Annotated in this window: 14 protein-coding genes; all 14 read left to right on the top strand. The window is 67.0% G+C overall.

Annotation, left to right across the window (positions count from 1 at the left end):
- Nucleotides 1–93: 93 nt before the first annotated feature.
- Nucleotides 94–420, top strand: a complete 327-nt coding sequence (locus LI953_RS14605; RefSeq protein WP_227076831.1) for an EthD family reductase — start codon at nt 94–96, stop codon at nt 418–420.
- 398 nt (nt 421–818) lie between these two features.
- Entirely contained in the window at nt 819–1,532 is a 714-nt protein-coding gene (locus tag LI953_RS14600) for a GntR family transcriptional regulator (RefSeq protein ID WP_227076830.1), read from the top strand.
- A gap of 8 nt (nt 1,533–1,540) precedes the next feature.
- Nucleotides 1,541–3,271 (top strand): fumarate reductase/succinate dehydrogenase flavoprotein subunit, encoded by a 1,731-nt coding sequence (locus LI953_RS14595; protein ID WP_227076829.1) that lies wholly within the window; start codon nt 1,541–1,543, stop codon nt 3,269–3,271.
- Between the two features lie 14 nt (nt 3,272–3,285).
- Nucleotides 3,286–3,519, top strand: a complete 234-nt coding sequence (locus LI953_RS14590) for a ferredoxin family protein (protein WP_227076828.1) — start codon at nt 3,286–3,288, stop codon at nt 3,517–3,519.
- A gap of 8 nt (nt 3,520–3,527) precedes the next feature.
- Nucleotides 3,528–4,487 (top strand): HEAT repeat domain-containing protein, encoded by a 960-nt coding sequence (locus tag LI953_RS14585; protein WP_227076827.1) that lies wholly within the window; start codon nt 3,528–3,530, stop codon nt 4,485–4,487.
- Nucleotides 4,488–4,526: 39 nt separating this feature from the next.
- Nucleotides 4,527–4,856, top strand: coding sequence for a ferredoxin FdxA (gene fdxA, locus LI953_RS14580; protein ID WP_227076826.1), 330 nt, complete (start codon nt 4,527–4,529; stop codon nt 4,854–4,856).
- Between the two features lie 71 nt (nt 4,857–4,927).
- On the top strand, nt 4,928–5,791 hold the full coding sequence (locus LI953_RS14575) for an ABC transporter ATP-binding protein (protein ID WP_227076825.1): 864 nt from the start codon (nt 4,928–4,930) through the stop codon (nt 5,789–5,791).
- Nucleotides 5,788–6,159, top strand: a complete 372-nt coding sequence (locus LI953_RS14570) for a gamma-butyrobetaine hydroxylase-like domain-containing protein (RefSeq protein ID WP_227076824.1) — start codon at nt 5,788–5,790, stop codon at nt 6,157–6,159. The genes LI953_RS14575 and LI953_RS14570 overlap by 4 nt, the downstream gene beginning before the upstream one ends.
- Nucleotides 6,160–6,191: 32 nt before the next feature.
- Nucleotides 6,192–6,968 carry a ferredoxin--NADP reductase gene (locus tag LI953_RS14565; protein WP_227076823.1) on the top strand — a complete coding sequence of 259 codons (777 nt, stop codon included), beginning with the start codon at nt 6,192–6,194 and terminating at the stop codon, nt 6,966–6,968.
- Nucleotides 6,969–6,992: 24 nt separating this feature from the next.
- Nucleotides 6,993–7,745, top strand: a complete 753-nt coding sequence (locus tag LI953_RS14560; protein ID WP_227076822.1) for an electron transfer flavoprotein subunit beta/FixA family protein — start codon at nt 6,993–6,995, stop codon at nt 7,743–7,745.
- A 13-nt stretch (nt 7,746–7,758) separates the two neighbouring features.
- Nucleotides 7,759–8,703, top strand: a complete 945-nt coding sequence (locus tag LI953_RS14555; RefSeq protein ID WP_227076821.1) for an electron transfer flavoprotein subunit alpha/FixB family protein — start codon at nt 7,759–7,761, stop codon at nt 8,701–8,703.
- 236 nt (nt 8,704–8,939) lie between these two features.
- Nucleotides 8,940–10,298, top strand: a complete 1,359-nt coding sequence (locus LI953_RS14550; protein WP_227076820.1) for an ABC transporter substrate-binding protein — start codon at nt 8,940–8,942, stop codon at nt 10,296–10,298.
- A gap of 50 nt (nt 10,299–10,348) precedes the next feature.
- On the top strand, nt 10,349–11,218 hold the full coding sequence (locus LI953_RS14545; protein ID WP_227076819.1) for an ABC transporter permease: 870 nt from the start codon (nt 10,349–10,351) through the stop codon (nt 11,216–11,218).
- Nucleotides 11,219–11,286: 68 nt separating this feature from the next.
- Nucleotides 11,287–11,921: hypothetical protein (locus tag LI953_RS14540; protein WP_227076818.1), on the top strand; the 635-nt coding region annotated here is incomplete at its 3' end.

The following is an 11,921-nucleotide window of genomic DNA, read 5'->3' as shown; positions in this document are numbered from 1 at the left end:
CAGCCTGGCCTTGGCTTGGGCGCCTTGCAGCTCATCCCGCAGCGCCTGCGCGCGGCCCCCTCCGGTACTTCAACAGCCTGCAAGGAGACATGCATGATCAAGGTCAACGTGATGTACCCGTACACAGAAGGCGCGCGCTTCGACCACGCCTACTACCGGGACCTGCACATGCCCATGGTGAAGGCCCGGTTGGGCAAGGCCTGCGCCTATTACACCGTGGAGCAAGGCATCGCCGGCATGGCGCCAGACTCACCGCCCGCCTTCGTGGCGATGTGCGCGTTCTTCTGCGATTCGGCCGCGGAGTTCCAGGCCGCCATGCAGAGGCACGGCCCGGAGGTCATGGGCGACATCGTCAACTACACCGACATCAAGCCGGTGATCCAGGTCAGCCAGGTCGTCGTCGAGCGCTCGGATCGTTGAGCGCATCGGGGTCGGGACTGCGCGCGCGGGCTCGGCTTCGAGCAACTCCGGCAGGCTCCGACCCTGAGCTTCCGTCGGGCTCGTGACGGGCCCCCCGCACCGGGTCGGTGCGCTCCACGCCCACAAATGGCCGGTGCGACGAGGTCGCGTGCATCGGTGTTGTGCGCGGCAGCGGTCGCCGTGGCCCCGCGGACGCCCTGCGCGGGCCCGTGTTTGTGCACCTTTTTCCAGGCCTTCGAGGGGGCGCAGCTCGCCAAGCCCACGAAGCCCGGTGATCTGGCATGCATGTTGCTTGATAGCACTTGTCATAACAAGTCAGGCCATGCAAGACCATGAGACCCCAAGCGAAGGCATCCCGGTCCGGCACTAGCGACGCGCAAGCGGCCCAGGTGCTGCCCATGTCCGCCGTCCCGCTGTACCTCCAGATTCGGGAAATCATCCGACACCAGATCCTCGAGGGGAGCTATCCCGCGCATGGACTGCTGCCCTCGGAGAGCCAGATGACGGCGGCGTTCGGCGTCAGCCGGATCACCATCCGCCAGGCGCTGAATGACTTGCAGAAGGAGGGGATGATCTTCAAGGTCGCGGGCAAGGGCACCTTCGTGTCCAAGCCGAAGGCATTCCAGAATCTCTCGAACTTGCGCGGCTTCGGCGAGGAGATGAACTCCCTCGGCTACGAGACCTTCTCCCAGGTGCTCAGCAAGCGCGAGGTGCGCGCCGACGAACACGTCGCGCGCCAGTTGGGCCAGGAGCCGGGGTCCATGGTCTACCAGATCCAGCGCCTCCGGTATCTGAACCGGGAGCCGATCTCGGTGGACGTGAGCTATTTCCCGCTCGCGCTCGGCGAACGCCTGTCCAACGAGGACCTGCAGGCACGCGATGTGTTCGCCATCCTCGAGCGCGACTACGGCTTGAACCTGACCCATGCCGACGTGCAGATCGATGCCATCACGGTGGACGAATGGCTCGCGGGACACCTGCGCGTGTCCGAGGGCGCGCCGCTGCTGCGCATCGAGCGTCTGACCTACTCGAACGATCAGCCCATCGACTTCGAGTACCTGTATTACCGCGGCGACGCCTTTCACTATCGCCTTCGCATCGATCGCAAATAGGAGCTCGCATGAACGTCCTGGAACAAGAATTCGACCTCGTGGTCATCGGCGGCGGGACCGCCGGCCCGATGGCCGCCGTCAAGGCCAAGGAGCGCAACCCGAAGTTGCGCGTGCTGCTGGTCGACAAGGCCAACGTCAAGCGCAGCGGCGCGATCTCGATGGGCATGGATGGGCTCAACAACGCGGTCATCCCCGGCCACGCCACGCCGGAGCAGTACGTGAAGGAAATCACCGTCGCCAATGACGGCATCGTCGACCAGGAGGCGCTGATGGCCTATGCCACGCGCAGCGCGGCGATGATCGACGAACTCGACCGCTGGGGCGTCAAGTTCGAGAAGGACGAGACCGGCGACTATGCCGTGCGCAAGGTGCACCACCTGGGCACCTACGTGCTTCCGATGCCCGAGGGGCACCACATGAAGCGCGTGCTCTACCGGCAGCTCAAGCGCGCGCGCGTGGACATCACCAACCGGCTGGTGGTCACCCGCGTGCTCACCGGGCCGGACGGGAGCGTGGCGGCGGTCATGGGCTTCGACTGCCGCACGGCCGAGCTGGTGCTGATCCGCACCAGGGCGGCGGTGCTGTGCACCGGGGCCGCGGGGCGCATCGGGCTTCCCGCCTCGGGCTACCTGATGGGAACCTACGAGAACCCCACCAACTGCGGCGACGGCCACTCGATGGCCTTCCATGCCGGCGCCGACCTGAGCAACCTGGAATGCTTCCAGATCAACCCTCTGATCAAGGACTACAACGGGCCGGCCTGCGCCTACGTCACCGGTCCGCTGGGCGGCTACACCGCCAACGGCAAGGGCGAGCGCTTCATCGAGAGCGACTACTGGAGCGGCCAGATGATGCTGGAGTTCTACAACGAACTCCAGAGCGGCAACGGCCCCGTGTTCCTGAAGGTCAACCATCTGGCGGAAGAGACCATCGCGCAGATCGAGACCATCCTGCACAGCAACGAGCGGCCGAGCCGCGGACGTTTCCATGAGCGCCGGGGAACCGACTACCGGCACTCGATGATCGAGATGCACATTTCCGAAATCGGTTTCTGCAGCGGGCACAGCGCGTCGGGAATCCGCATCAACGCCCGCGGCGAGACCTCGGTTCGCGGCCTGTACGCCGCGGGCGACTGCGCCAGCGTTCCCCACAACTACATGCTGGGAGCGTTCGTCTACGGCAAGTTGTGCGGCGAGCACGCGGCGGAGTACTGCGAGGGCAAGGACTTCGTCCCGCACGCGCCCGAGGCCGCGCAGGCCGAGGCGCAGCGCATCCTCGGCCCGCTGGGGCGCAGCGAGGGCCTCACGCCCCAGCAGGTGGAGTACAAGACGCGGCGCCTGGTCAACGACTATCTGCAGCCGCCGAAGATCACGCGCAAGTACGAGATCGCCCTGCAGCGCTTCGAGGAAATCCGCGAGGACCTGCAGCAGCTCGCGGCGCCGGGTCCGCACGAACTGATGCGGGCGATGGAGGCCCACGCGATCCTGGACTGCGCGGAGATGGCCGCGCGAGCCTCCCTGTTCCGAACGGAAAGCCGCTGGGGCCTGTACCACCACTGCGTCGACCACCCGCAGCGCGACGACGAGAACTGGTTCTGCCACACGGCCTTGCGCCGGGGCGCGGACGGCTCGATGCAGCTGCGCAAGCTCGCGGTGGAGCCCTATGTCGTCGCGGTCGACGAGAGCGAGAAGGCCGCCTATCACCGGCTGCGCGTGGCGCGCGTGGCCGAAACCGTCTGATCCGAGGAAAACCCATGACCATCGCACTGAGCCCGACCCAGGTCCCCGTACGCGTCAACGAGGAGAAATGCATTGCCGACAAGGGCTGCACGGTCTGCGTCGACGTGTGCCCGCTCGACGTGCTCGCCATCGATCTCGTGAAGGGATCGGCCTTCATGAAATACGACGAGTGCTGGTATTGCCTGCCTTGCGAGCAGGACTGCCCGACCCAGGCGATCGAGGTCGACATCCCCTATCTGCTGCGTTGAGGACCACCATGAGCGATCTGGCCGAAACACTTGTCGCGCGACTGAACGACCCCGATCCCGAGTTGCGGCGCCTGGCGGTGATGGAACTTCCCTACAGCGACGAGCACGACATCGCGGCCCTGCTGCTGCCGCGCCTGGAGGACCCCAGCGCGTTGGTGCGCGCCGAGGCGGCCAGGGCGCTGGAGGGCTTCGAGGAGATCGAGGTCGTGCAGGCCCTGGCCGAGCGCCTGCACGACGGCGATGCGCAGGTGCGCAAGGCCAGCGCCGAGGTGCTCGCCGAGTTGAAGCTGCCCGCGTCGGCGCCGCCCTTGCTGGACCTGCTGGAACCCGGGCCCGCGCCCGAGGCCCAGGCGGCTGCGCTGCGGGCATTGCGGGCCTTGCGCGTACCCGAGGCCCACGCGCCGGCGCTGCGCCTCCTTGGCGACGCCGACCCCGCGGTCCGGCGCGAGGCCGTCGGCGTGCTGGGCTACCTGCGCCTGCAAAGCGCGCTCGCGGAGCTGGCGCGCGTCGCCCAGGACGACCCGGACCCGGAAGTCCGGCGCATCGCGGTGGGCGCGCTGGGATACGCCGCCGACGACGGGGTGGCGCAGGCGCTCACCCGCGCCCTCGCGGACGGCAACTGGATCGTGCGCGAGGAGGCCGCGCAGACCCTGGGCAAATTGCGCCTGCTCGGTGCGGTCCCGCAGCTGGTGCTGGCGATGGAGGATCCCTACTGGCAGGTTCGGCTCAAGGCTGCGCGCAGCCTGGGCCAGCTCAAGGCCGCGGCAGGGGTCGAGGCCCTGGTCGCCACGCTGGGGCACTCGATCAGCAACCTGCGCAAGGAGGCTGCGATCGCATTGGGCGAGATCGGCGATGCGCGCGCCCTGCCTGCGCTGGAGCAGGCGGCGGCGACCGACGCCGATCCCGATGTGCGCAAGATGGCCGGGCTGGGCATCGCCACCATCGCCCAGGCCTCCTCCCGGGCCTGAGCCGGCCCGGCCATCACCACCCCGACTCGAGGAACTCCGATGACTTTCGTAGTGACCGATTCCTGCATCCAGTGCAAGTACACCGACTGCGTGGCGGTGTGTCCGGTGGACTGTTTCCACGAGGGCCCGAACTTTCTGGTGATCGACCCGCAGGCGTGCATCGACTGCGCGGTGTGCGTGCCCGAGTGCCCGGTGTCGGCCATCGTGGCCGACAAGGACCTCGCGCCGCACCAGCAGCAGTTCCTGGAGCTCAACGCGAAGCTCGCGAAGCTCTGGCCCGTCATCGACGGCACCAGGGATCCGTTGCCCGACGCGGAGCACTGGGCCACGGTGGAGCACAAGACCGAGCATCTCCAGATGCCCTGCTGAGCGCGGGATGTGCCGCGCGCCGCGACCCGGTCCGCGGATCGCGGCGCATTCCCTGAACCAAGGAGAGTCCCATGAACGAGCGCAATGAACAGGGCCACGTTGAAGTGCGCGATCTTCGCCTGCGCTTCGGAAGCCGACGCAGGCAGGTCCTGGCGGTGGACGGAGTGTCCCTGGATGTCCGGCCCGGCGAGTTCGTGTCCCTGATCGGCCCTTCGGGCTGCGGAAAGTCCACCCTGCTCAACGTCGTCGCGGGGCTGGTGGAAGCCACCGAGGGCAGCGTGAGCCTGGATGGCATTCCCATCGACGGGCCGGGGCCGGAGCGCGGAGTGGTGTTCCAGCAGTATTCGCTGTTCCCCTGGATGAGCGTGCGCAGGAACGTGGAGTTCGGTCTCAAGATGCAGGGCCACGGCGCGTCGACCCGCGAGGCGGCGGCGCGCACCCTGCTGGGCCTGGCCGGGCTCCTGGCCTTCGAGAACCACTATCCCGAGCAGCTCTCGGGAGGCATGAAGCAGCGCGTGGGAATCGTGCGGGCACTGGCCGCGAGCCCGAAGGTTCTGCTCATGGACGAACCTTTCGGCGCCCTCGACTCGCAGACCCGAAGGGTGATGCAGCAGATCCTCACCAACATGTGGCAGAGGTTCCGTCTTTCCGTGCTGTTCGTCACCCACGACATCGAGGAAGCCGCCTTCCTGTCGGACCGGGTCTACGTGATGACGGCACGCCCCGGGCGCATCAAGGCGGTCGTGGACGTTCAGCTGCCCAGGCCGCGCAGCAGCGCGGACATGATGTCGGAGGGCTTCCTGGACCTGGTGCGGACCCTGCGCGCGCACATCCAGGACGAGAGTCTGGCCGCCATGCACGGAGAGCTGGCGGATCACGGGCTGGAAGGCTTCGGCGTCGACGTCGGGCCGAGTGGCGTGAAGGATCTCGTATGAGCGCGCATTCCGTTCGCCGAGTCCACTCCGGGCATCCAGGCGGATCCGATCCGGGAGCCACGCCGGCTCACGGCGCCTTCCCGGTGGCCATCACCAACCATGGCGCCTCGGCCACGCTCGAGATCCGCTGGGCGGACGGCGGCAGCAGCCTGCTGGCGCACGGCCTGCTGCGCGCGAGCTGCCGCTGCGCGGCCTGCGTGGCGCTGCGCCGCGCGCACAGGCCCGTCGCCGAGGCCGCTGCAGCGATCCGCCTGACCCATGCCGAGCCCGTCGGCCAGCAGGGCCTGAACCTGGTGTTCTCGGACGGGCACGGGCGCGGCATCTTTCCCTGGGCCTACCTGCGTGAACTCGGTGTCGCGCAGCCCTGAGCCCCCGAAGCAACCTCAACCACCGTCACGTCATGTCGAACTTCAGCATTGAACGCGTCACGAGTGTGCAGCACTGGAACGAGTCGCTGTTCTCCTTTCGCACCACGCGAGATCCCGCGCTGCGATTCCACAACGGACATTTCCTGATGCTGGGGCTTTCCGTGGACGGCAAGCCGCTGTTGCGCGCCTACAGCATCGCAAGCCCGAACCATGCCGAGCATCTCGAGTTCTTCAGCATCAAGGTGCCGGATGGCCCCCTGACCTCGCGCCTGCAGCATCTCAAGCCGGACGACGAGATCATCGTGGGCCGCAAGCCGGTGGGCACCCTGGTCGCGGACGACCTGCGCCCGGGCAAGCGCCTGTACCTGCTGTCCACGGGCACCGGGCTGGCGCCCTTCATGAGCATCATCCAGGACCCCGAGATCTACGAGCGCTTCGAGAAGGTCATCCTGGTGCACGGCACGCGCAAGGTCAGCGACCTGGCGTACGCGGAGTTCATCCAGCACGAACTGCCCCGCCACGAATACCTGGGCGAGCTGGTGCGCGAGCGCCTCGTCTACTACCCCACCGTCACGCGCGAGCCCTACAAGTACCAGGGGCGCATCACCGACCTCCTGCAAGGCGATCGCCTCACGCAGGATCTCGGTCTGCCCACGCTGGATCCGGGCGCGGATCGGGTGATGATCTGCGGCAGCAGCGCGATGCTCAATGCCTGCTGCGAATTGCTGGATGCCCGGGGCTTCGAGATCAGCCCCAGCCAGGGAACGCCGGGCGACTACGTGATCGAACGTGCCTTCGTCGAGAAGTAGACCAGGTCGAACCGGGAGCCGAACATGAAGGTACTCGTCGCGGTCAAGCGGGTCGCGGACTCGAACGTCAAGGTGCGGGTCCGGGACGATGAAAGCGGTGTGGAACTCGCCGGGGTCCGCATGGGCATCAACCCCTTCGACGAGGTCGCGGTCGAGCAGGCGGTGCGCTGGAAGGAGCAGGGCGTGGCCACGGAGGTGGTCTGCGTGACGTGTGGGGCCGCCGCTTGCGGTGACGCCCTGCGCACCGCCATGGCCATGGGGGCCGATCGCGGCGTGCTGGTCGAGACCGACCTCGGGTTCGACTTGCTGCCGCTGCACGTGGCCAAGCTGCTGCTGGCCGTGATCCGCCGGGAGCAGGCGCAGCTCGTGCTGCTGGGCAAGCAGGCGGTAGACGACGACTGCAACCAGACGGGGCAGATGCTCGCGGCGCTGCTCGGCTGGCCCCAGGCCACCTTCGCCTCCGGGGTCGAGATCGCCGGGGGCCGGGCACGAGTGCGGCGCGAAATCGACGGCGGCTCGGAAACCCTGAGCATGCCCCTGCCGGCGGTGATCACGGCCGATCTGCGCCTGAACGAGCCGCGCTACGTCACGCTGCCCAACCTCATGAAGGCCAGGAAGAAGGCCCTGGCCACGCTGCGCCCCGCCGAACTCGGAGTCGAGCTGAGCGAGCATCTGCAGACCCTGCGGGTGACCGAGCCCGCGCCGCGCGCCGAAGGCGTCCGTGTTGCCGACGCGGCGGCGCTGATCGACGTCCTGAAGGCCGAACTTGCCCGTTGAGGAGCCCCGCACCATGCCCGCACTCGTCATCGCCGAACACGACGGCCGCACACTTCATCGCGCGACCCTGCACACCGTGGGTGCCGCCAGCGCCTGTGCCTGCGGCATCCACATGCTGGTCGCCGGCCACGACTGCGCCGGCGTGGCCGCCGAGGCGGCGCGGGTCGCCGGTGTATCCAGGGTGCTGCATGCGGATGCCGAGCATCTGGGCGACGGCGTGGCGGAGAACCTGGCGCCTCAGATCGTGGCTCTCGCGGGACGCTACAGCCACATCCTGGCGCCCGCGAGCGCCTTCGGCAGGAACGTTCTTCCCCGCGTGGCGGCGCTGCTCGACGTGGTGCAGATTTCCGACATCATCGACGTGCTGGCACCCGACACCTTCCGCCGGCCCATCTACGCCGGCAGCGCGGTGGCGACCGTGCGCGGCCTGGATGCCGTGCAGGTGATCACGGTGCGCGGCAGCGCCTTCGAGCCCGCCGCCGCGAGTGGTGCGCACGCCGACATCGAGCGGGTCACCGTGACGGCCGACTCCGGGCTGACGCAGCTCCTCGAGCGCGACATGGACGGCGGCGAACGCCCCGAACTCGGGTCCGCGAGGGTGGTAGTGTCCGGCGGACGCGGCCTGGGAAGCCGGGAGAACTTCGAGTCCCTGCTGGGTCCACTGGCGAAAAGTCTGGGCGCGGCGCTGGGGGCCAGTCGCGCGGCGGTCGACGCCGGGTACGCGCCGAATGAATGGCAGGTCGGGCAGACGGGCAGGATCGTCGCGCCGCAGGTGTACGTGGCCGTGGGCATCTCGGGCGCGATCCAGCACCTGGCCGGCATGAAGGACAGCAAACTCATCGTCGCCATCAACCAGGACGCCGACGCACCCATATTCGGCGTGGCCGACTTCGGCCTCGTGGCCGATCTGTTCGACGTCGTGCCCGCGCTTGGTGGCTCGTTCGCGAGCCCCGCGTAGCCGGCCCGCGCCTTCATATTGTGCGGGCCGCCCCTTGTTGGACAGGGGCGCGGGCCGATTTCCCCACGAATGAACCAGAACAGGGAGATTTTCGCGGAATTTGGCTGGCACATCACTTGCTAACGATACGTTGTCATAACAAGTCCTGTCGAGCCGAGCGCCAGCGCTCGTCGCATGCTCTCCAGGCACCGTGTTGTCGTCTTCCGTCCCCGTGCACTCGTTAGCAGGAGTCCGAAATGCCCGCCAAACGCCTAGCCATTGCAGTCGCCCTGTCTTTCCCCGGCATTCTTGCCTCGAATGCCGATGCGCAGACCATCACGATTCGCATCGGGCATCAGAGCATGTGCACCGATACCTATCCGGCGGGGGTCGCCATCAAGGGACTCCATTTGCTGGAGAAATACCTCCCGCACACGGGAAAGTACAAGGGAGTCAGTTACGACATCGTCTGGCGGAATTACAGCTCGGGCGCCCCGATCACGAACATGATGCTGGCGAACAAGCTGGACTTCGGCGTCATGGGGGATTATCCGCTGGTGGTCAACGGCGCGAAATTCCAGCAGACCCGCGATGCCCGTTCCATCCTGTTCAGCATGACGGCCTACAACCTGGACGGGGCCGGCAACAGCATCGCGGTGCCGACATCCTCGCCGATCACCAGCGTGAAGCAGCTGGTCGGCAAGGACATTTCGGTGCCGATCGGAAGCTCGGCCTGGGGAATGCTGTATGAAATGGCGCAGCAAGCCGGCTTGAAGTACTCCGATTTCCGTGTCTCCAACCAGACCCCCATGGTCGGCATCTCGGCCATCGCCGCCAGGAAGATCGATGCGCATGCCGATTTCTGTCCGATGACCGAATACATGGAGTACAAGGGCACCGGGCGCATGATCTACTCCGGCGCCGAGACGAAGATTCCCTATCTGCACGGCGTGGTGGTGACCAGGGCTTTCGCGCAGAAATACCCGGAAATCGTCGTCGCGTATGCGAAAGCCGTGATCGCGGCCGATCGGTGGATCGCCGAAAACCCCCATGTGGCCAGCAAGAAGATGGCCGCCTGGACCATGATCCCCAAGGAGGTTCTCTACCTGTATTTCAGCCAGGGGGGGTACCTGACGCCCGACCCGACGATCAAGGCCAAATGGCTCGATACCCTGGCCTACGATCACGGGCTGCTGGCCAAATATGCCCACGTACCTCCGCTGGACATGCACCAATGGGTCGATGCCAGCTATCTCAAGACCGCATACCAGCAGATGGGTCTGAATTACGCGAAACAGGCGGGGACCCTGAAGAATCCGCAAGGCGACACCCATATGCCTCCGCAGATCTGGGTGGCCGGCAAGGGAATCCAGCAATACGGAACCAACGCGGCGATGTTCCAGGCGCTGGGCAAGCTGACCGCGAAGGGCCAGGACATCGACGCCGTGTACGTCTATGACGCCCAATCCGGCCTGAAGATGTTCGGGAAAACCGCCTGGTACGTAAAGGATGGAACTTCCATCGATGCCTACCTCACCAAGGGCGAGGCCCTGAGGGAGCAAAAGGAAAAGGGAGGCAAGGTTCTCAGCTACACGCAGTTGCGCGCCGCCGCGTAGCGCCTGACGCTGTCCTAGTGGATTCCAGGAACTCCAAGGAGCAACATGCCATGAACGAGGCGGCTATCTCGATGAACCCCGGCGCCCGGCGACGGGTGGGCGCACGGGCGGGATCAACGCGGCGCAAGGCCGTTCGCCGCGCGGTGCGCGGCAGGTTCGGATTTGTTTTCCAGATCCTGACCGGAGGGGCCGCCATCGCGCTGGGGATCCTGCTCTGGCAATACGTGGCGAGCCATGGCACGCATCTCTACCTCGATTTCGAGAACGTGCCGACGCCCAGGGACGTGGGATCGGCCTTGCTGGGTGCGCTGCAGACGCCGGACTTCTATGCCGACGTCGGCATCAGTGTTCTGCGCATCGCCGGATCGTTTGGCATCGCCGCCATTCTCGGGGTCGCGATCGGCGTGGCGATCGGGCGGTTCAGATGGTTCCGGTGGGCCTTCATGCCCTATATCGAGATCGTCCGCCCCATTCCGGCCATCACCTGGATCCCCCTGGCCATCCTGATCTGGCCGACCACCGAGGAAAGCATCCTGTTCATCACCTTTCTGGGGGCCTTCTTCCCCATCGTGCTGAACACCATCCAGGGGGTCGAGGCCACGCCCAGTGCCCTGATCAACGCGGCGAGGACCCTGGGCGCGAAGGAATGGAACGTGTTGTTCAGCGTGGTCCTTCCATCGGCCCTGCCCTCGATCACCTCGGGCGCGGCCATCGGCATGGGGGTCTCCTGGTTCTCGCTGGTCGCGGGGGAGATGATCGGCGGGCGCGCCGGCATCGGGTACTACACCTGGAACGCGTATCAGCTGATCCAGTACTCGAACATTGTGGTCGGCATGATCACCATCGGCCTGCTGAGCACGCTGTCGACCAGGCTCATCTATCTGATGCGCTATCCCCTGCTGCGTTGGCAGCGCGCCTGATCTCCAGGCGCGGCCGTGCCACGGGAGTCTCCACCGTGCCTTGCCGAATACGTGCCTCGGCGCGCGCCTTGGCGCTGTGCTGCGCCGCCCTCGCCCCCGCCTGCGCCTTCGCGTGCGCCACCTGCGGCTGCTCGCTGTCGTCCGACGCCGCCATGGGCTACGGCACCAGCGCGGGCTGGCGCGTCAGCCTGCAATACGACTACATCGACCAGAGCCAGTTGCGCTCGGGCACCTCCGCCGTCTCCCCGTCCCGGGTCGCGGCCATCAACGACGCGGGAGGCAACCAGGAGGTCGAGCGCCAGACCATCAATCGCTACTGGACGCTGGGACTGGCCTACAGCCCGAGCGCGGACTGGAGCTTCAGCCTGCTGGTGCCGTACATCGATCGCAGTCACACGACCTACGGTGCGGCGGGCGATCCCCTGACCTCCGCGGAGGTCAGCGGCGCCACCGTCACGGGGATCGGCGACCTCAAGCTGCTCGCCGCCTGGCAGGGGCTGCTGCCCACCCACGCGCTGGGCCTGCAGCTGGGCGTGAAACTGCCCACCGGCGCCTACGGCGGGCCGAACGCGGCAGGCACCGGGGTCGTGGGGCGCGACCCGACGGCCTTCTCCACCGGGCCTAATGCACGCCAGGCGTCGCCGGGCAACCTGCTCGACACCAGCCTGCAGGCCGGCAACGGCAGCACCGACCTGATCGTGGG

The sequence above is a fragment of the Acidocella sp. KAb 2-4 genome (genome assembly GCF_020567705.1).
Lineage (GTDB): Bacteria > Pseudomonadota > Alphaproteobacteria > Acetobacterales > Acetobacteraceae > Acidocella.
The sequence above is the reverse complement of the archived record's forward strand: the minus strand, read 5'-3'. Positions and strand labels throughout refer to the sequence as shown.